Origin of the sequence: Flavobacterium sp. PS2 (assembly GCF_046250155.1) — a bacterium.
In the GTDB taxonomy this organism is placed as follows: domain Bacteria; phylum Bacteroidota; class Bacteroidia; order Flavobacteriales; family Flavobacteriaceae; genus Flavobacterium.
Genome location: NZ_CP176426.1, coordinates 5,381,908 through 5,401,510 on the forward strand (window position 1 = coordinate 5,381,908; position 19,603 = coordinate 5,401,510).

Annotated in this window: 17 protein-coding genes; 2 read left to right on the forward strand and 15 right to left on the reverse strand. The window is 33.2% G+C overall.

Annotated features, from left to right (window positions below; genetic code table 11):
* Positions 1-397: 397 nt before the first annotated feature.
* From ilvC to ACJ6WR_RS23045, 6 genes are all read right to left on the reverse strand, one after another.
* Positions 398-1,867 (reverse strand): ketol-acid reductoisomerase, encoded by a 1,470-nt coding sequence (gene ilvC / locus ACJ6WR_RS23020; protein ID WP_409416647.1) that lies wholly within the window; start codon positions 1,865-1,867, stop codon positions 398-400.
* A gap of 75 nt (positions 1,868-1,942) precedes the next feature.
* The gene (ilvN, locus tag ACJ6WR_RS23025; protein WP_039112029.1) at positions 1,943-2,467 is read right to left on the reverse strand and encodes an acetolactate synthase small subunit; all 525 of its coding nucleotides are present in this window, start codon (positions 2,465-2,467) and stop codon (positions 1,943-1,945) included.
* Positions 2,468-2,543: 76 nt separating this feature from the next.
* Positions 2,544-4,241 carry a biosynthetic-type acetolactate synthase large subunit gene (ilvB, locus tag ACJ6WR_RS23030; RefSeq protein WP_409417945.1) on the reverse strand — a complete coding sequence of 566 codons (1,698 nt, stop codon included), beginning with the start codon at positions 4,239-4,241 and terminating at the stop codon, positions 2,544-2,546.
* A 124-nt stretch (positions 4,242-4,365) separates the two neighbouring features.
* Positions 4,366-6,039, reverse strand: a complete 1,674-nt coding sequence (ilvD, locus tag ACJ6WR_RS23035) for a dihydroxy-acid dehydratase (RefSeq protein ID WP_039119159.1) — start codon at positions 6,037-6,039, stop codon at positions 4,366-4,368.
* A gap of 270 nt (positions 6,040-6,309) precedes the next feature.
* On the reverse strand, positions 6,310-7,428 hold the full coding sequence (gene leuB, locus ACJ6WR_RS23040) for a 3-isopropylmalate dehydrogenase (protein ID WP_409416648.1): 1,119 nt from the start codon (positions 7,426-7,428) through the stop codon (positions 6,310-6,312).
* A 45-nt stretch (positions 7,429-7,473) separates the two neighbouring features.
* On the reverse strand, positions 7,474-8,649 hold the full coding sequence (locus ACJ6WR_RS23045; RefSeq protein ID WP_039119225.1) for a 2-isopropylmalate synthase: 1,176 nt from the start codon (positions 8,647-8,649) through the stop codon (positions 7,474-7,476).
* Between the two features lie 155 nt (positions 8,650-8,804).
* Between ACJ6WR_RS23045 and ACJ6WR_RS23050 the strand changes: the two genes are divergently transcribed.
* Positions 8,805-10,349, forward strand: a complete 1,545-nt coding sequence (locus ACJ6WR_RS23050; protein ID WP_039119161.1) for a hypothetical protein — start codon at positions 8,805-8,807, stop codon at positions 10,347-10,349.
* Between the two features lie 83 nt (positions 10,350-10,432).
* Here ACJ6WR_RS23050 and ACJ6WR_RS23055 read toward each other — a convergent pair whose 3' ends face one another.
* Both ACJ6WR_RS23055 and ACJ6WR_RS23060 read right to left on the reverse strand, forming a co-directional pair.
* Positions 10,433-10,642, reverse strand: a complete 210-nt coding sequence (locus tag ACJ6WR_RS23055) for a hypothetical protein (RefSeq protein WP_035624024.1) — start codon at positions 10,640-10,642, stop codon at positions 10,433-10,435.
* Positions 10,643-10,870: 228 nt separating this feature from the next.
* Entirely contained in the window at positions 10,871-12,526 is a 1,656-nt protein-coding gene (locus ACJ6WR_RS23060; protein WP_409416649.1) for a M1 family metallopeptidase, read from the reverse strand.
* Positions 12,527-12,703: 177 nt separating this feature from the next.
* Here ACJ6WR_RS23060 and ACJ6WR_RS23065 point away from each other — a divergent pair, with 177 nt between their 5' ends.
* Positions 12,704-13,402, forward strand: a complete 699-nt coding sequence (locus ACJ6WR_RS23065) for a carbohydrate-binding family 9-like protein (protein WP_409416650.1) — start codon at positions 12,704-12,706, stop codon at positions 13,400-13,402.
* A 125-nt stretch (positions 13,403-13,527) separates the two neighbouring features.
* Here the strand turns inward: ACJ6WR_RS23065 and hisIE are convergent, their stop codons facing one another.
* From hisIE to hisC, 7 genes are all read right to left on the reverse strand, one after another.
* Positions 13,528-14,127 (reverse strand): bifunctional phosphoribosyl-AMP cyclohydrolase/phosphoribosyl-ATP diphosphatase HisIE, encoded by a 600-nt coding sequence (hisIE, locus tag ACJ6WR_RS23070; RefSeq protein WP_409416651.1) that lies wholly within the window; start codon positions 14,125-14,127, stop codon positions 13,528-13,530.
* Positions 14,128-14,151: 24 nt separating this feature from the next.
* Positions 14,152-14,718 carry an STM3941 family protein gene (locus ACJ6WR_RS23075; RefSeq protein ID WP_039112022.1) on the reverse strand — a complete coding sequence of 189 codons (567 nt, stop codon included), beginning with the start codon at positions 14,716-14,718 and terminating at the stop codon, positions 14,152-14,154.
* Between the two features lie 28 nt (positions 14,719-14,746).
* The gene (gene hisF / locus ACJ6WR_RS23080) at positions 14,747-15,502 is read right to left on the reverse strand and encodes an imidazole glycerol phosphate synthase subunit HisF (protein WP_039112021.1); all 756 of its coding nucleotides are present in this window, start codon (positions 15,500-15,502) and stop codon (positions 14,747-14,749) included.
* Between the two features lie 81 nt (positions 15,503-15,583).
* Positions 15,584-16,309, reverse strand: coding sequence for a 1-(5-phosphoribosyl)-5-[(5-phosphoribosylamino)methylideneamino]imidazole-4-carboxamide isomerase (gene hisA, locus ACJ6WR_RS23085; RefSeq protein ID WP_409416652.1), 726 nt, complete (start codon positions 16,307-16,309; stop codon positions 15,584-15,586).
* 61 nt (positions 16,310-16,370) lie between these two features.
* Complete coding sequence (hisH, locus tag ACJ6WR_RS23090) at positions 16,371-16,967, reverse strand: imidazole glycerol phosphate synthase subunit HisH (RefSeq protein WP_409416653.1); 597 nt, start codon at positions 16,965-16,967, stop codon at positions 16,371-16,373.
* Between the two features lie 55 nt (positions 16,968-17,022).
* Positions 17,023-18,159, reverse strand: a complete 1,137-nt coding sequence (gene hisB / locus ACJ6WR_RS23095; RefSeq protein WP_409416654.1) for a bifunctional histidinol-phosphatase/imidazoleglycerol-phosphate dehydratase HisB — start codon at positions 18,157-18,159, stop codon at positions 17,023-17,025.
* A gap of 308 nt (positions 18,160-18,467) precedes the next feature.
* Positions 18,468-19,517: a histidinol-phosphate transaminase gene (gene hisC, locus ACJ6WR_RS23100; RefSeq protein ID WP_409416655.1), complete on the reverse strand. Its 1,050-nt coding sequence runs from the start codon at positions 19,515-19,517 to the stop codon at positions 18,468-18,470.
* Positions 19,518-19,603 lie beyond the last annotated feature (86 nt).

A 19,603-nucleotide genomic window follows, 5' to 3' on the forward strand; every position in this document is an offset into this window, starting at 1 on the left:
AAGGCATGATAAACAATATCATGCCTTTAGTCTTAACAAGATCAACAACAATTAATTTTAATGCCAGAAAATTGCGATTTAGATAAATTCGAATCAATTGTTTTCACTAATTTATTAATGTGTAAATAAGGCATTAATTTCATTTTTCTGCATCTTACAATATCTTCTCGATTTTGAAAATAGCAGCAACATTATTAATGAATAGGATACTAAAAGACAGGGTTTAAAATGTCTTTTATTAGGTATTACTCCACTTAACTATCGCCTCGTTTGTAGTTAAGTGAAAGTAATATGCATCTATATCCATATTATCTTAATAAGTGCTTACTAATTCAAAATATTATATAAAAACAGAGATACAGCGCAAACTCCAACATTTGTTGAAGTCCTAATTTAATTATCCAATTTTTTTCATTGCAGTCATCGATTCTCTCAACCACGCTCCTACTTCTTCGATAGGGTGTAGACGAATAGTTTTATTAACTGCGATAAGTACTGCATTGTCAACTCCATTTGAAGATGAGAATGGTTTTCCGATTACATTTGTATCAACTGTTTTCATGAAATCAGTTAATAACGGTTTGCAAGCGTGATCAAATAAATAACAACCATACTCGGCAGTATCCGATATAATTCTATTCATTTCGTGTAATTTCTTTCTTGCAACAGTATTTGCAATTAGAGGTAATTCGTGTAATGATTCGTAATAAGCAGATTCTTCGATAATACCAGCTTCTGTCATAGTTTCAAAAGCTAATTCTACACCAGCTTTTACCATTGCAATCATTAATACTCCGTTATCAAAGTATTCTTGCTCAGAAATTGCAGCTTCAGTTGGAGCCGTTTTTTCGAAGTTAGTTTCTCCTGTTGCAGCTCTCCAAGTCAATAAATTAACATCGTCATTAGCCCAGTCAATCATCATGTTTCTAGAGAATTCTCCAGACATGATATCGTCTTGGTGTTTTTGGAATAAAGGACGCATAATATCTTTTAATTCATCTGCAATTTCGTAAGCTTCGATTTTTGCAGGATTAGAAAGACGATCCATCATATTAGTGATTCCACCATGTTTCAAGGCTTCTGTAATAGTTTCCCATCCGTATTGGATTAATTTTGAAGCATAACCTGGCTCGATTCCTTTTTCGACCATTTTGTCAAAACATAAGATAGATCCCGTTTGTAACATTCCGCAAAGGATAGTTTGTTCTCCCATTAAATCCGATTTTACTTCGGCTACAAATGAAGATTTTAAAACACCTGCTTTGTGTCCACCAGTTGCTACAGCATAAGCTTTGGCTTGATCTAAACCTAAATTATTTGGGTCATTTTCTGGGTGAACAGCAATTAATGTTGGTACACCAAATCCTCTTTTGTATTCTTCACGAACCTCAGAACCTGGACATTTAGGAGCACACATAATTACAGTAATGTCTTTACGAATTTGCATTCCTTCTTCTACAATATTAAAACCGTGAGAATATGCTAGTGTAGAACCATTTTTCATTAATGGCATAATCGCTGTAACTACAGCTGTATGTTGTTTGTCTGGTGTAAGGTTACATACTAAATCTGCTGTTGGGATTAATTCTTCATAAGTACCTACTTTAAAACCATTTTCGGCAGCATTTTTATAAGAAGCTCTTTTTTCTGCAATTGCATCTGGACGTAAAGCGTAAGAAATATCAAGTCCTGAATCTCTCATGTTTAAACCTTGGTTTAATCCTTGAGCTCCACAACCTACGATAACTACTTTTTTTCCTTTTAAAGCAGCAATCCCATCAGCGAATTCTGATTGTTCCATAAATTCGCAAACGCCTAATTGTTCTAATTGTAATCTTAGTGGTAATGTGTTGAAATAATTTGCCATTTTTTTTAAAAAATATTTAATGAATGTGTAATTTAATAATTGTATAAGTTAGTTAGTATTACAGACTAAAACTGATTACAGTTTTAGTTCTTCTAGTAATGTTGATACTTCCATTTTTTCTTTAGAAACCGAAATTCTTCCTGAACGTACAAACTGCATGATTCCGTATGGTTTCAGTTTTGCATGTACTTCTTCAATCTCTGAACGTCTTCCTGATTTTGAAATCACAAAAAAGTCACGAGAAACAGTTACGATGGTAGATTGGCTTTCTTTGATGATATTCTGAATTTGTTTTTCATCAAATAACAAACTTGAATGTATCTTGAATAAAGCATTTTCTAAATAAATTGTCTCTTCGTCTGTATGATAAAAAGCTTTTATTACCTCGATTTGTTTTTCGATTTGTCCAACAATATTCTTAACCCATTTTTCTGTTGTTTCTACAACGATAATGAATCTTGAAACATTGTCTATTTCTGATTCTGAAACGTTTAGACTTAATATATTAATGTGACGCTTTAAGAATATTCCTGATATTCTATTTAATAAACCCACATTGTTTTCTGAGTATACCGAAATGGTAAATGTTCTATTTTCCATAGTTATTTGTTTAAAGTTTTCTTGTTTAAAGTTCCAAGTTGCTCAACTTTAAACCTTAAACCTTAAACTTTTTTATTTAGCTTAATCTGATATCAGAAACACATGCTCCTGTTGGAATCATTGGGAATACATTATTTTCTTTTTCAACCATAACTTCTAAGAAATAAGCATCTTCTGAAGCCATCATTTCGGCAACAGCTGCATCTAAATCTTCGCGTTTTGTTACTTTTTTTGCTTTGATATAATATCCTTCGGCAATAGCAACAAAATTTGGATTAATCATTTCTGTAGAAGCGTATCTGTTGTCAAAAAATAGCTCTTGCCATTGACGTACCATTCCTAAGAATTCATTGTTAAGTACTACAATTTTTACTGGTACTCTTGTTTGGAAAATAGTTCCTAATTCCTGAATAGTCATCTGGAATCCTCCATCTCCAATAATTGCTACAACTTCGCGATCTGGTCTTCCCATTTTAGCTCCAATCGCAGCTGGTAAAGCAAATCCCATTGTGCCTAAACCTCCAGAAGTAACATTACTTTTGGTTGTATTAAATTTAGCATAACGACAAGCAAACATTTGGTGCTGACCAACATCTGAAACAATTATTGCATCACCTTTGGAGTGTTTGTTAATCATTTCCATGGCTTCACCCATTGAAATACCTTTATTATTTGTAGGGTTTAATTCTTCTTTTATAACCGAATCAAACTCTATTTGATACTTTTCTCTAAATATATTATGCCAAGCTTCGTGTTTGTTGTTTTCGATTAACGGAAGCAATGCATCTAATGCTTCTCTTACATCTCCTAAAACAGCAACTTCTGTCTTAACGTTTTTATCAATTTCGGCTGGATCGATATCAAAATGAATCACTTTGGCTTGTTTAGCATAAGTTGCTAAATTTCCTGTAACACGATCATCAAAACGCATTCCTAACGCAATTAGAACATCACATTCGTTAGTAAGTAAGTTTGGTCCGTAATTTCCGTGCATCCCTAACATTCCTACGTTTAACGGATGGTCTGTTGGTAAAGCCGAAAGTCCTAATATGGTCCAACCAGCTGGTATTCCAGATTTCTCAATCAAAGCTTTTAATTGCTCTTCGGCTTGACCGAGAATAATTCCTTGCCCAAAAACGATAAATGGTTTTTTAGCTTTATTGATTAATTCGGCTGCTTCTGCAACTTTATCCAATTTTAATTTAGGAACTGGAGTATAACTTCTTATTCCTGTACATTTTTTATAGCTAAAATCGAACTCATCAAATTGTGCATTTTTAGTTATATCTATCAAAACTGGGCCTGGACGACCTGATCTTGCGATATAAAATGCTCTTGCGATAATCTCAGGAATTTCTGAAGCTTCGGTAACTTGGTAATTCCATTTTGTTACAGGAGTCGAAATTCCGATGATATCAGTTTCCTGAAAAGCATCTGAACCTAGTAAATGTTTCCCAACCTGTCCTGTAATACAAACCATTGGAGTCGAATCGATTTGTGCATCGGCAATTCCTGTAACCAAGTTTGTTGCTCCGGGACCAGATGTAGCAATTGCGACACCTACTTTTCCTGTTGCTCTTGCATATCCCTGAGCTGCATGCGTTGCACCTTGCTCGTGGCGTACAAGAACGTGGTGTAATTGGTCTTTAAATTTGTATAACTCGTCGTAAACAGGCATTATAGCTCCACCCGGATATCCATAAACCAAGTCTACTCCTTCTTCTAACAAACATCTTATCACGGCTTCAGCGCCTGATATTTTTATCTTTTCCATATCGGTATCTTTTTCTTCACTACTACCTTCAAATAAAGTAGAGATTAGATCTATATTTTCTTCTTTCAATAATTCCTTCATTTTTTTGAATTTTGAAATTAAACTTTTGAAATTGTATTGAATACTATTTATCAGTAACGCAACCTGTAGAGGCGCTAGAAACTGATCTTGCGTATTTAAGTAAAACTCCTTTTGAGGCTTTTAAAGCTGGTTGAATCCAATTGGCTTTTCTTTCATCAAATTCTGCGTCAGATATTTTCAGGTTAATGGTATTTTTAATCGCATCGATAGTTATTAAATCACCATCTTGTACTAAGGCTATACCACCACCATCATAAGCTTCTGGTGTTATGTGTCCTACCACAAATCCATGTGAACCTCCAGAGAATCTACCGTCTGTAATAAGAGCAACGCTACTTCCTAAACCAGCTCCTATAATAGCCGATGTTGGTTTTAGCATTTCTGGCATCCCCGGACCACCTTTTGGTCCACAATACCTGATGACGACTACATCTCCTGGTTTTACTTTTCCGGCCTGAATACCTGGAATTACATCAAATTCGCTTTCAAAAACGACTGCTGTTCCTTCAAAATATTCTCCTTCTTTTCCGCTTATTTTGGCAACCGCTCCTTCTGTAGCCAGGTTTCCGTATAAAATCTGGATATTCCCAGTTGGTTTTAATGCTTTTTGAATTTCAAAAATCACTTCTTGTCCATCATTTAAATCTGGAACTGAAGCTAAATTTTCGGCTACTGTTTTTCCTGTTACTGTTAAACAATCTCCGTGAATAAATCCTTCTTTTAGTAAATATTTCATTACTGCTGGAACTCCTCCTACATCATGTAAATCTTCCATCATGTATTTACCACTTGGTTTTAAATCAGCAAGTACTGGTGTTTTATCACTGATTCTTTGGAAATCTGCTAATGTAATTTCTACATCTACAGAATGTGCCATTGCAATTAAGTGCATAACTGCATTTGTAGAACCTCCTAAAACAGCAACTAGTGTAATTGCATTTTCAAAAGCCTTACGAGTCATAATATCTCTTGGCTTAATATCTTTTTCTAATAATACTCTGATTGCTTTTCCTGCTTCAATGCATTCTTGTCTTTTTTCTGGGCTCAAAGCTGGATATGATGAGCTAAATGGCAAACTCATACCTAATGCTTCGATTGCCGATGACATAGTGTTTGCTGTGTACATTCCGCCACAAGCACCTGCTCCTGGACATGCATTTTGAATTACTCCTTTAAAATCTTCATCAGAAATAGTGTTTTGAAATTTTTTTCCTAAAGCTTCAAAAGCAGAAACAATATTTAAAGATTCTCCTTTCCATTTTCCTGAATGAATTGATCCTCCATAAACCATAAGTGCAGGGCGATTTACTCTTCCCATTGCAATTAGAGCTCCTGGCATATTTTTATCACAACCTGGAATAGCAATTAAACTATCGTACCATTGTGCTCCCATAACTGTCTCGATAGAGTCAGCAATAACATCACGAGAAACTAATGAAAAACGCATTCCGTCAGTACCGTTTGAGATTCCATCACTTACCCCAACTGTGTTGAAAATTAATCCAACTAAATCTGCATTTGAAACTCCTTTTTTGACATCTTTTGCTAAATCGTTCAGGTGCATATTACAAGTGTTACCTTCATATCCCATGCTTACAATTCCAACTTGTGCTTTTTTCAAATCTTCTTCAGTTAGACCAATTCCGTACAACATTGCTTGTGCTGCTGGTTGTGTTTGGTCTTGAGTAATGACTTTGCTGTACTTATTTAATTCCATTATGTGTTATTTGTATTTTAATTTTTATTCAAAAAAAAACCTTCCAGTATTTGGAAGGTTTATAATATTATTTTTCAATTATATTTATACCATTCCCCTATGTATATGTGATTACCACATTGACAATAATGACAGAAGATATAATAATTGAAATTCTCATGTTTTCTTTTTAGATGTGTCAAAAGTATAAAAACTAATACTACTAAAAAAATAAAATCTCAACATTTCAACTTCTTCTTGTGATTAATTTCACGATTTTAACAATTTACCTTAAACAATCGTAGACTGTCCGATATATACGTTATCATTATTGAAATAAAGCAAGTCATCTTTGCTTAAAATAAAATTAGAAACGAACTCTCCTACTTCGTTAGTTCCAAATTTTGAATCAGATTTTAAATCTGTTGTTACTACTTGATATTCTATTGCTTTTTCTACAGCTTCGTATACTTTATTTGCTTCGGTAAAAAGACCAAAATGCTCTAATAACATGGCGGCCGATAATATTGATGCAATAGGATTTGCAATGTTTTTTCCTTTTGCTTGCGGATAAGAACCATGAATTGGTTCAAAAAGCGCATTTTTTTCTCCTAATGAAGCCGAAGCTAATAATCCGATAGAACCTGTGATTACACTTGCTTCATCTGATAGGATATCTCCAAATAAATTTTCTGTTAGGATAACATCAAACTGTCTTGGGTTAAGGATAATTTGCATTGCTGCATTATCTACAAATAGAAAATCTAAGGCTACATCCGGATAATTCTCACTTACCGTTTTTACAACTTTTCTCCACAATCTAGACGTTTCAAGTACATTAGCCTTATCGACCATTGTTACTTTTTTGCGACGATTTTGTGCTGCTTTAAAAGCTAAATGTGCAATTCTTGTGATTTCTTCTTCTGAATATTCACATAAATCTGAAGCATGTGTTCCTGCTTCGTTTAATGTTTTCTCACCAAAATAAGCTCCACCTGTAAGTTCTCTGAAAATTGTAAAATCTGCACCTTCAATAATTTGTCTTTTTAAAGGTGATGCGTCTAATAATGCTTTGTATGGCTTTATCGGACGTATGTTTGCAAATAAACCAAGTTCTTTACGCAGTTTTAATAATCCTTGCTCCGGACGAACTTTTGCACTTGGATTATTATCATATTTAGGATCTCCGATTGCGCCAAATAATACGGCATCGGTATTTAAGCAAAGGTTCAATGTTTGTTCAGGAAGTGGATTTCCTGTTTTATCGATTGCAATTGCTCCCATAAGTGCATCTTCAAAAACAAATTCATGATTGTACACCTCGCCTATAGCATGTAATACTTTCTTGGCTTGTAAAATTACCTCTGGTCCGATTCCGTCCCCCGATAAAACTGCTATTTTCAAATTCATAATGCCTCGTTCTTTATGTATTTAAATCTTATTTTATTTTTTAAATTAACTTCTGATTAATTCACTTTCTATTTTACAAGCTTCAATAATTTGATGAATATCTTCATCTATAACTTCTTTTTTAATATCTGCAAATCTTAAAAACTCAACATATACAATGTCTAATTGTACTTTGGTAAGTTCATAACCTACTTTCTTGGCTCGGTAAGCCAATGCTGCTCTTCCGCTTCTTGCTGTAAGAATAATCGAAGACTCATTTACTCCAACATCTAGCGGATCCATGATTTCGTAAGTAGCTCTGTTCTTAATCACACCATCCTGATGTATTCCTGAACTGTGTGCAAAAGCATTTGCTCCTACAATTGCTTTGTTTGGCTGAACTATCATTCCCATACTTTCAGAAACCAAACGACTCATTTCGTTTAACTGTCTTGTATTAATATTGGTATCTAGGTTTAAGTAAGGATGTTGCTTAAAAATCATTACTACTTCTTCAAGTGCTGTATTTCCAGCTCTTTCGCCAATACCGTTAATAGTACATTCTATTTGTCTTGCTCCGTTTATAGCTCCTGCGATTGAGTTTGCAGTTGCCATTCCTAAATCATTATGACAATGACATGAAAGAATTACATTCTCGATGCCTTTTACATTTTCTCTTAAATATTTAATTTTTGCACCATATTCGTCAGGTAAACAATATCCTGTTGTATCTGGAATATTAAGCACTGTTGCGCCCGATTTTATTACTTCTTCGCAGACTTTTGCAAGGAACGCATTATCAGTTCTACCAGCATCCTCTGCATAAAATTCTACATCTTCTACGTATGATTTGGCGTGCGATACTGCAAATTTTGCTCTTGCTATAATGTCTTCTCTGGTTGTATTGAGTTTGTGGAGGATGTGAGATTCAGAGGTTCCGATTCCTGTATGGATTCTAGGTTTTTTTGCATGTTTTAATGCCGCTGCTGCAACATCAATATCATTTTTTACAGCTCTTGTAAGACCACAGACGGTGGCGTTCTCTACAATTTTGCAAATCTCAGAGACTGATAAAAAATCCCCTGGGCTAGACACAGGAAAACCTGCCTCAATGATATCAACTCCCATTTCGTCCAGGCGTTTTGCTATCACTAACTTTTGTTTTGTATCTAACTTACATCCTGGGACTTGTTCGCCATCTCTTAAGGTGGTATCAAAAATTTGAACTTTCTCTCTATTCATTTTAATATATTTAATGTAATTTCACATCCTGATAACAAACTTATATTGTATTACTTTAGTATGAAATTCATTTTAGTGAAAATATACTGTTCATAACACAAATTAAAACCTATCAACTATCTAAATATCAATAAATTACATTATTATATTTTACAATGGCTAACCATCAAAAAGATTTTTTATTTGTATTAATAAAGTCCCTTTCCAAATCCGAAAAAAGACAATTCAAGATTTTTGCTAGTCGATTAGAAACTAGCTCAAATACAAAATTTATCGAGCTTTTTAATATTTTAGACAAATCTGAAGTCTACGATGAGAAGCTCATTTTGAAAAGTGGTATTATTAAAAAAGTACAATTATCAAACCTTAAATCGTATTTATACAAGCAAATTTTGGTTAGTATTCGGTTGAATATTCCTAGCCAAAACATTCGTTATCAGTTACGTGAACAAATTGATTTTGCTGCTATTCTTTATAATAAAGGGTTGTATAAACAGAGTTTGAAAATTTTGGATAAAACCAAACAGCAAGCTTTAGAGAATGACGAAAAGTATATGGCGTATGAAATTGTTGAGTTCGAGAAATTAATCGAGTCTCAATATATTACACGAAGTATTCAAGGGCGTGCCGACGAATTGGTTATTCAGGCCAAAGAATTAAATTACCGTAATACTATTTCTAGTAAACTTTCTAATCTTTCGCTACAGCTATATGGTATAATGCTAAAAACGGGTTATGTAAAGAGTGATGAGGAATATAAATACATCGATGATTATTTTAATAAACATATTGCCAAATTAGACGAAAGCAAGTTTGGTTTCCGTGAAAAATATTGGTTTTATAATGCCAATTTATGGCGTAGTTTCTTGGTTCAGGATTTCTTGGCAAGTTATAAATATGCCTATAAATGGGTTACGTTGTTTTATGATAATCCAAATATGATATACCTGAATCCTGTATTCTTTTTAAAAGGAAACCATTATTTTCTGGAGTCGCTGTATATGTTGAAATACAAATCTAATTTTAAGAAATACCTATCTTTATTAGAAGAAACCATTAATGACCCGCGTTTTCCTGTAAATGACAACGTTGCTTCATTATCATTCTTGTATTTGTATAATAATAAACTGAACTATCATATTCTTGATGCGTCTTTTGCTGAAAGCGAATATTTAATTCCAGAAATATTAGATAAAATAAAACTTCATAGTGAGCATCTTGATGAACATCACGAGATGTTGTTTTACTATAAAATTGCTTGTATTTATTTTGGTAACGAAAAGTATAATGAATCTATATTTTATTTAGAGAAAATCATAAACAATAAGAATCTTACAATGCGTGAAGATTTAATGTGTTTCTCTCGAATATTATGTCTTATTGTTCATTACGAATTAGGGAAAGATTATTACTTAGAAAACCAATTGAAGAACACGTATAAGTTTTTATTAAAAATGAATGACTTACACGAAGTACAAAAAGAGATTATTAAGTTCTTAAAGAACCTAAATAACTTCTACCCTAACGATATTAAAAAGGAATTTATAAAGATGCGTGAGCGTTTTATCGAGTTGGAAAAAAATACTTATGAAAAAAGAGCATTTTTATACTTGGATATTATTTCGTGGCTTGAAAGCAAAATCGAGAATCGAAAAATAGCCGATATCATGAGAGAAAAAGCGAAGCTTATTAATAGATAAAGAGAAAAGGTTCTGAGGTACTAAGAAAATTTAAAAGTTTTTAAACCTTTGCAACTTAGAACCTCAGAACCTTTGAGCCTATTTTATCTGCAATAACAGCATGTTGATGTTCCTTGTAAACAAACATCTCCTTGTCCTGGTGTGTTAGATAGTACTCCTCCTGCTTCTCCACACAATCTGTCGCATAAACCGATTGTAGGGTTTACGTATGGAAGTTTTACACCTCCGAATATTAATTTTTGAGCGTTATTACTAATAATTTCAACATTTTTTAGGTTTTTTAAATTTTTCATAATTGTAATAATTTGATTTTTTCCTACTCTTTAGCTTTTCGGATTACGCTTTTTAATTTGCTAATAGTTATAAGTTTAGCTAATCTAAATTATAAAAATAATTAACATAACATAATTATTTTGTAAGTTTTATAACAAATAATAGTTTTATAATGAAAAATTTTAAATTATTCTCAATAAAAAAAGACTCCCAATTTGGAAGCCTTTGTATAGGTTTTATGCAAGTTCTTATTTTGTAATATTGAATTCAGAAACATAAAAATTGATATCTAATTTTAAATCTGTTTTTCCAGATTCTACTTTTAGATTACTCCACTCTGCTACTGGTTTTAACCAAGTCTCAACACCGTTTAGAGTAACTTTTATTGGCATATTAAATCCTGCCACTGCATTTGACCAACGATATGTTAAATGCTCTCCTTTAAAGTAATACTCTAATGTTGGGATCATCGTTGTTCTTAAATATTGATTAAATACTGGAGTTAAGTTTATTCCGGCTTCTTTACTCATATAATCTTCTATTTGTTGTGTAGTAACTGTTTGGTGATAAAATGTAGCATTTAAACCTCTTAAAATAGCTCTCCACTTTTCATCATTATTTACTAACTGACGTATTGTATGCAGCATATTGGCTCCTTTTTGGTACATATCGCCAGAACCTTCATTGTTTACCTCATAATTACCAATGATTGGTTTGTCATTACGAATAACTTTTCGGCAACCTCTTACATATTCTGCACCTGCATCTTTACCATAATAATATTCTACAAACAGACTTTCAGAATAGTTGGTAAAACTTTCGTGAACCCACATATCCGCAATGTCTTTATAGGTAATATTATTAGCAAACCATTCATGTCCTGATTCGTGAATAATGATAAAATCAAATTTTAATCCCCAACCTGTTCCGCTTAAATCACGTCCCAAATAACCATTTTTATATTCATTACCATAAGTTACACTACTTTGGTGTTCCATTCCTAAATAAGGAGCTTCTACCAGTTTATAACTGTCTTCGTAAAAAGGATAAGGACCAAACCAGTGCTCAAAGGCTTTAAGCATTCTTGGTGCGTCTTTAAATTGTATTTTAGCTTTTTCTAAATTTTCTCTTAAAACATAATAGTTACAATCTAAATCGCCTTTTTCTCCTTTATATTTTTCTGAGAAATTAACGTAATCTCCAACATTTATGTTTACTCCGTAATTATTAATTGGGTTTGCAACGTACCAGTTATAGGTTTTTGTACCGTCTTTTAATTTTTTTACACTTTGCAAACGACCATTAGAAACATCCATTAAATGTCCCGGAACGTTTACACTAATAAGCATATTTTCGACTTCATCATACATATGATCCTTGCAAGGCCACCAAACGCTAGCGCCTAATCCTTGGCATGATGAGGCGATAAAATCATTGCCTTTGCTATCTTTTTTCCAAGTAATTCCTCCATCCCATGGTGGTCTTACCGCAACTTTTGGTTTACCTCCAAAAAATACTTTTATTTCTTTTACTTCACCAACTTTTTGGCTTGCCGTTAATTGAACAAAAAAAGCATTTCCTTCTCTTTCAAATTTTAATTCTTTACCATCCTGGATAACTTTGTAGATATCCATTGGTTTTTGCAAATCGATTTGCATTTTGTTGTAATCCTGCAAAACGGTATATCGTATAGTATTTGATCCCGTAATCGTACTATCTTTTGGATTTACTTTTACATCTAAATGGTAGTATTTTAAATCCCACCAAGCTCTCTCTTTGGTAATACTACCGCGTAAGGTATCTTGTCTTGTAAAGGCAGTTTCGGACTTATTGAGAAGTCCTTGTGCACTTGCGTAATTAAAAACAAATGCTGCGAAAAAGATAACGCTAAAACATTTTTTCATGAATTTCAGTTTTTGGATAATAGATAATTTTTTGGTATTAAATTTTTATTTCAACAAATGTAACTAATCGAATTAAATTCGTGATAGTTTTCATTTTTAAAATTATTGAAATATTTAACTCTTGTTATCTAAATTTTCTTGCTTATTTTAGCAAGATATAAAGCTATAATCCTAGTTATGAAGCTCTCTCGTTTATTTTATTTTGTAGTTTTTCTTTTTTCATTTTTATCTTATTCTCAAAATATTCCTATTTATCGAATAACGAATGCTATTACTATCGATGGTGATTTATCCGATTGGAAGACTCCTTTTATTGGCCCATTTGTTATACATGATTCTGGAGTAAAAGCCACTCAAGAAACGTATGTTTCCCTTTCATGGGATAATGAAAACTTATATTTGGGGTATAAGAGTAAAGATTCCAAAATTATTGGCTCGGCTATAAATCATGATACTCAAATTTTTAACACCGATGATTTGGTTGAGTTATTTCTGGATCCCGATGGAGATTCTGAAAACTATATTGAGATTGGTGTTAATGCTTTTTCAAGCAATTATGATATGATTATTCATTGTATTTCACCTTCTTGCGGTGGCTGGGATACCGATATTTCATTAGATATTACTGGGCTAAAAACCGCCAGTAAAATTAACAAAGACGGTTATGATACCGAAATCATGATTCCATTTTCTAGCTTAACTGCTGTTAAAGATGCAGGTTTTACTGTTCCTATAGTTGGTACAAAATGGAAAGGGAATCTTTTTAGAATCGATTATGGTAATGAAACCGAATATCAGGCAATTTCCCCTTATGACGGCTCACAATTTGGATTTCATCAGCCTAATCAGTTTAAGGTTTTTGAATTTATGGAGTAAGGCTAAAGGCACTAAGGTTCTGAGGCGCAAAGGGACAAAAGTTTTCCGTAGAGGCGCACCGCAGTGCGTCTTAGAGACCTTTGTCAAAGTTTGAACTTTGACAAAGGTTGCTGTTCCCTAATAATCTACTTCTGACGTTTTTTTAATACTTCTACAACATCTTCTATCTGGAAACCTTTGGCTTGTAGTAATATTAGATAGTGAAAAAGTAAATCGGCACTTTCGCTCAGGAATAAATCATCATTATCGTCTTTGGCTTCGATAACCACTTCTATGGCTTCTTCGCCTACTTTTTGGGCTATTTTATTAATGCCTAATTTAAATAAGGAAGCGACATAGCTTTTCTCTGAATCGGCGTTTTCTCTTCTTGATTTAATTGTATCCTCAAGATCTGAAATAAATCCGTAATTGGTTTTGTTATCTTCTTGCCAGCAAGTGTCTGCACCTGTATGACAGGTTGGTCCCTCGGGTTGTACCTGTATTAAAAGTGTGTCGTTATCGCAGTCGTTTTTAATGCTTTTTAAGTGCAAAAAGTTACCGCTCTCCTCGCCTTTTGTCCACAATCGTTTTTTGGTACGGCTGAAGAATGTAACTTTTTGAGTTTCGAGTGTTTTTTGATACGCTTCTTCGTTCATGTAACCAAGCATTAACACGTTTTTGGTTTCGCTATCCTGGATTATTGCCGGAATTAATCCGTCGCTATTTTTTGAGAAATCTATTTTCATTTTTTTATTTAAAGATTAAAAAATTTAAGAATTTAAAGATGATTTAATTTCATTAGCTTGAAATTCTTCAAATTTCTGTGTTATATTATATTTCAGTTCGATAAAAGGAATTTTAAGTCCATTCGCAGAAATACTTACTGGCGAACCGGATTCTTTAAAGTTCATTTTAAGCATTTTTCTTTTAATCGAATTAGTTTCTTTGTTAATATAATCTTCTGGATTTTTAAGATAAATGGTAACAAATTTTTGAGTTATAACTGCTCGTTCGGCAACAGCCATAACATCTGACCATGGTATTCTTCCTATTGAAACTCCCGATGAGTTATCGACTATTCCCATATTATCAATAATAACTCCCGGTTTTTTGTCTAATAATTTTTTTGTACAGAAATATATACCAAACAATCCCATTAAAGTCCCCAAAATAGAGGCTGTGTTTTTTATAATTAGATTATTAAAAATCGGATTTCTTACTTCGGGTTGATCCAATAGTATCCAAAGGCTTGCAACTAAAAATAGGATTGAAAAAAATAATAATTTTATCAATTTACCTTTACTCATTGGGATTTCTATTTTGTCTTTGTTCTGCATATATTGGTTTGTATTATAAATATTTCACTTAAAGCCTTACTTCAATATTATTATTTTTAAGCTCTTGTTTTAAGGCTTTTATTTCGATTTCTTTAAAGTGGAAAACGCTTGCCGCCAATGCTGCATCAGCTTTACCGTTTTTAAAAGTATCTACAAAATGCTGGATGTTTCCTGCTCCTCCGGATGCTATTATCGGGATATTTACCAGTTCTGAAAGTTTAGCCAAAGCTTCGTTTGCAAATCCGTTTTTAGTTCCGTCATTATCCATTGAGGTAAACAAGATTTCGCCTGCACCACGTTGGGCAACTTCTACAGCCCAATCGAATAGGTTTAATTCTGTTGGGACTTTTCCGCCTACTAAATGCACAATCCATTGATTGTTAATCTGTTTGGCATCTATAGCCACAACCACGCATTGGCTTCCGAATTTTTGTGCTAAGTCATTAATTAACTGCGGATTTTTGACTGCAGAAGAATTAATAGACACTTTATCTGCACCATTATTCAGCAAAATTTCAACATCTTCGACAGATGAGATTCCACCACCTACGGTAAACGGAATATTTATTGTCGAAGCCACTTTTCGAACTAAATCGATCAAGGTTTTGCGTCTTTCTTCGGTTGCCGAAATATCTAAAAAAACCAATTCATCAGCACCTTCGTCTGAATATATTTTGGCTAATTCCACTGGATCTCCCGCGTCACGTAAATCTACAAAATTTACACCTTTTACAGTTCTTCCGTTTTTTATATCCAGGCAAGGGATTATTCTTTTTGTTAACATTTTTTCAATTTGTTAATTAGATAATTTAAAAGCAATGTGAAAAAATTATTATCTAATTTTCTAATTGACTCATTATCTCAATTATTTACTAATTATGTAGTTCTCTAGTTGCTTCAATGAAATCCGTCCTTCATAAATCGCTTTCCCAATAATAGTTCCTTCGCAGCCTAATTCTTCTAGTTTAGGTAATTCGTCAAAAGTTGAAATTCCACCAGATGCGATTAATTTAATTCCTTTAGCTTCGCTTAATATTTTTTCATATAAATCAAAACTTGGCCCTTCAAGCATTCCGTCTTTGGCTATATCAGTGCATATTACGTACTGGATTCCTTTACTTTGATACTCTTGAATAAATGGAATCAAATCTTCATTAGAATCTTCTAACCAACCCGAAACTGCTACCTTTTCATTATTAGCATCAGCACCAAGGATTATTTTATCAGAACCGTATTCGGCAATCCATTTTTCAAATATTTCTCTGTTTTTTACTGCAATACTTCCGCCCGTTATTTGGTTTGCGCCACTTTCGAAAGCAATTTTTAAATCAGCATCAGATTTTAATCCTCCTCCAAAATCAATTTTTAAACTTGTTTTTGTAGCAATCTCTTCCAGAATCTTATAGTTCACGATTCGGCTCGATTTTGCACCATCTAAATCTACTAAATGCAGGTATTCTATTCCGTGTGCTTCAAATGATTTGGCTACTTCTAGCGGGTTTTCGTTGTAAATAATCTTGGTATTGTAATCCCCTTTGGATAAGCGAACACATTTTCCTTCGATGATATCTATAGCTGGTATTATTCTCATTGTTTTTTATTAAAAGATTTAAAAATTTAATAATTTAAAGATTGTTGGATTTTTTCAATATTTAAATTATTAAATCATTCAATTTTAAGAAATTCGACAAAATCTTCTCTCCAATATCTCCGCTCTTTTCAGGGTGAAATTGGGTTCCGTAAAAATTATTTTTCTGTAAAGCCGATGCGTATTCTACTTCATAATTTGTTGTAGCGATTGCTTCTTTGCAAAGTGGCGCGTAAAAACTATGCACTAAATACATATACTCGTTTTCATTAACCCCTGTAAACAAAGGCGATTGCAAATTATAAATGTTATTCCAACCCATTTGTGGCACTTTTACCGAAGGTGTAAATTTTATTACATCGACATCAAATATTCCCAAACCTTTGGTATTTCCTTCTTCAGATGATTTGCACATTAACTGCATTCCCAAACAAATACCTAAAACGGGCTGTTTTAAATTTGGAATCAAATTATTTAAGCCGCTCTCAATTAATTTTTCCATTGCCGAACTTGCTTCGCCAACTCCGGGGAAAATAACTTTATCTGCCGCTTGTATTTCGTCAGGATTATTACTCAAAGTAGCCTTAAATCCTAATCTTTCGATTGCGAACATGATACTTTGTATGTTTCCTGCACCGTAATTTATAATTACTATTTTCATTAAAAAAGCTTTATGCTTTAAGCTTTAAGCCTTATGCTTACTGCCTATTGCGTTTTTACAACATTCCTTTTGTAGATGGTAAAATCATTTTCTCGGTATCTCTTTTTACGGCTACTTTTATTGCTTTCGCGAAAGCTTTAAAAATCGCTTCAATTTTGTGATGCTCGTTTGTTCCTTCGGCTTTGACATTAATATTTGCTTTGGCACCATCCGAGAATGATTTAAAGAAATGAAAAAACATTTCAGTCGGCATTTTCCCTACCATTTCACGTTTAAATTCAGTTTCCCAAACTAGCCAGTTTCTTCCTCCAAAATCTATAGCAACTTGCGATAAACAGTCATCCATTGGTAAGCAAAAGCCGTAACGTTCAATTCCTAATTTGTTTCCTAATGCTTTGGCGAACACTTCACCCAGAGCAATTGCAGTATCTTCGATTGTGTGGTGCTCATCGACTTCTAGATCACCTTTTACAAGGATTTCAAGATCCATTTGTCCGTGACGTGCAATTTGATCCAGCATGTGGTCAAAAAATGCAATTCCGGTTTCGATTTTGCTTTTTCCAGTTCCGTCAAGATTCAGGTTGATATAAATATCAGTTTCGTTGGTTTTACGAGTTATCGAAGCCGAGCGTGCTTCTAGCTTCAAGAATTCATAAATTGTTTTCCAATCGGTAGTTTGTAACGAAATTACAGGATCTAATTCTTCTCTTTTTGAGGCTACTTCTGTACTCCCCAAACCTTCATCAGTATTAATAAAAATAGCTTTAGAACCTAGGTTTTTAGCCAATTCTACATCTGTTAAGCGATCTCCTAACACAAATGAATTTTCCAGATCATATTCTGGATTATCAAGATATTGAGTAAGCATTCCTGTTCTTGGTTTACGAGTCATTGCGTTCTCATGCGGAAAGGTTTTATCTATAAAAACAGCTTCAAAAGTAACTCCTTCATTCTCAAATGCCTTCATAATAAAATTATGTATCGGCCAGAATGAATCTTCAGGATGAGAATCTGTACCTAATCCGTCTTGATTAGTAACCATAACAAGTTCATAATCCAACTCATTGGCAATTTTAGCCAAATATTGAAATGCTTTTGGATAGAACTCTAATTTATCAAAACTATCCAGTTGGTAATCTGCTGGTTCCAGAACCATCGTTCCGTCACGGTCTATAAAAAGTACTTTTTTCATGGTTTATATTTTTTTTTGCCACTGATTTCAAGGATTAAGAAGATTTCTTTTAGTGAGGAAAAACTTTAATAATCCGTTTAATCTGTGAAATTCAATCTAACTCTTTGCGAAAGGAACGCTGATTATGCGGATTCGCTATCGCGAAAACACGATCCCGAAGCGTCGGGACGGATTTTATTTTTGATTGTTTTTAAATCAGTTTTAATCCGCGGCTTTACTTTTGTAAATCCGTATCATCCGCGTCCCTTTATAGACAATCTAAGTTAGCAACTCTTTCTCAAAGTCCTAAAAAATCTGTGGCCTGTTTTTTAGTTTAATAGCTTCAATGCTTCAATTAATTTTTTATTTTCAGCTTCAGTTCCAATAGTTAATCGCAAACAATTTTCGCATAATGGCTGAGTCGTTCTGTTTCTTATAACGATTCCTTTTGCAATAAGTTCATCATATCTTTTGTTAGCGTCATCTACTTTTACCAATATAAAATTAGCTTCGGTTGGATATATTTTTTTTACAAATTTTACATTAAGTAATACTTTAAGTAATTGCTCTCTTTGTACTATAATAGCAGCTATTTCGGTATTTATTTTAGCGGTTTCTTTTAATCGTAAACCAGCTCTTTGTTGCGTTAGTTCGTTTACATTATAAGGTGGTTTTATTTTGTTTAAAACCGAAATTACTGCTGCCGATGCATAACAAATTCCTAAACGTATCCCCGCTAAACCATAAGCTTTAGAGAGTGTTTGAGTGATTACTAAATTTGGGTATTCATCTAATTCGTTAATCCAGCTTTCTTTTTTAGAGAAGTCTATATATGCTTCGTCAATTACTACTAAACCTTTAAAATTCTGCAATAAAGCTACTACGCTTTCATCAGAAAATGAATTTCCTGTTGGATTATTTGGCGAACATAAAAAGAGTATTTTGGTATTGGCATTAACAGCTTCTAATATTTGGTCAACTTTTGGTTGGAAATCTTCCGAAAGTAAAACCTCTTTATTTTCTACATCGTTTATATTAGCCAGAACACTATACATTCCGTATGTTGGTGGTAACGAAATTATGTTGTCTTTTTTTGGTTCACAAAATGCACGAAATAATAAATCCAGTACTTCATCACTTCCGTTTCCTAATAAAATCTGGTTTAGATTAATTCCCTTTTGCTTTGCTAAAACTTGTTTAACGTTATTTTGCTGTGGATCTGGATAACGATTTACACCATTTTCAAAAGGATTTTCGTTAGCATCCAGAAAAACCATATCCGCAGTATCAAAATCTTCAAATTCATCACGTGCAGACGAATAAGGTTTTAATTCTTTTACGTTATCACGTACTAAGTTATTTATATCAAAATTTTTCATGTCATTTTTTTAATTTATAGAGACAAGAGACAAGATATATAGAAGCAAGAGAATAGATAATAGACATTGGCTTTAAAAACATAATA

Excerpts from the sequence above, each read along its gene's own strand:
- hisC (WP_409416655.1), bottom strand. The coding sequence starts at position 19,517 with ATGAAAAATTTTGATATAAATAACTTAGTACGTGATAACGTAAAAGAA.
- hisA (WP_409416652.1), bottom strand. The coding sequence starts at position 16,309 with ATGAGAATAATACCAGCTATAGATATCATCGAAGGAAAATGTGTTCGC.
- ilvD (WP_039119159.1), bottom strand. The coding sequence starts at position 6,039 with ATGGAATTAAATAAGTACAGCAAAGTCATTACTCAAGACCAAACACAA.
- leuB (WP_409416648.1), bottom strand. The coding sequence starts at position 7,428 with ATGAATTTGAAAATAGCAGTTTTATCGGGGGACGGAATCGGACCAGAG.
- ACJ6WR_RS23060 (WP_409416649.1), bottom strand. The coding sequence starts at position 12,526 with ATGAAAAAATGTTTTAGCGTTATCTTTTTCGCAGCATTTGTTTTTAAT.
- ilvN (WP_039112029.1), bottom strand. The coding sequence starts at position 2,467 with ATGGAAAATAGAACATTTACCATTTCGGTATACTCAGAAAACAATGTG.
- hisF (WP_039112021.1), bottom strand. The coding sequence starts at position 15,502 with ATGTTAACAAAAAGAATAATCCCTTGCCTGGATATAAAAAACGGAAGA.
- ACJ6WR_RS23065 (WP_409416650.1), top strand. The coding sequence starts at position 12,704 with ATGAAGCTCTCTCGTTTATTTTATTTTGTAGTTTTTCTTTTTTCATTT.
- ACJ6WR_RS23050 (WP_039119161.1), top strand. The coding sequence starts at position 8,805 with ATGGCTAACCATCAAAAAGATTTTTTATTTGTATTAATAAAGTCCCTT.
- hisH (WP_409416653.1), bottom strand. The coding sequence starts at position 16,967 with ATGAAAATAGTAATTATAAATTACGGTGCAGGAAACATACAAAGTATC.
- ACJ6WR_RS23055 (WP_035624024.1), bottom strand. The coding sequence starts at position 10,642 with ATGAAAAATTTAAAAAACCTAAAAAATGTTGAAATTATTAGTAATAAC.
- ACJ6WR_RS23075 (WP_039112022.1), bottom strand. The coding sequence starts at position 14,718 with ATGCAGAACAAAGACAAAATAGAAATCCCAATGAGTAAAGGTAAATTG.
- ilvC (WP_409416647.1), bottom strand. The coding sequence starts at position 1,867 with ATGGCAAATTATTTCAACACATTACCACTAAGATTACAATTAGAACAA.
- ilvB (WP_409417945.1), bottom strand. The coding sequence starts at position 4,241 with ATGGAAAAGATAAAAATATCAGGCGCTGAAGCCGTGATAAGATGTTTG.
- ACJ6WR_RS23045 (WP_039119225.1), bottom strand. The coding sequence starts at position 8,649 with ATGAATAGAGAGAAAGTTCAAATTTTTGATACCACCTTAAGAGATGGC.
- hisIE (WP_409416651.1), bottom strand. The coding sequence starts at position 14,127 with ATGAAAATAGATTTCTCAAAAAATAGCGACGGATTAATTCCGGCAATA.
- hisB (WP_409416654.1), bottom strand. The coding sequence starts at position 18,159 with ATGAAAAAAGTACTTTTTATAGACCGTGACGGAACGATGGTTCTGGAA.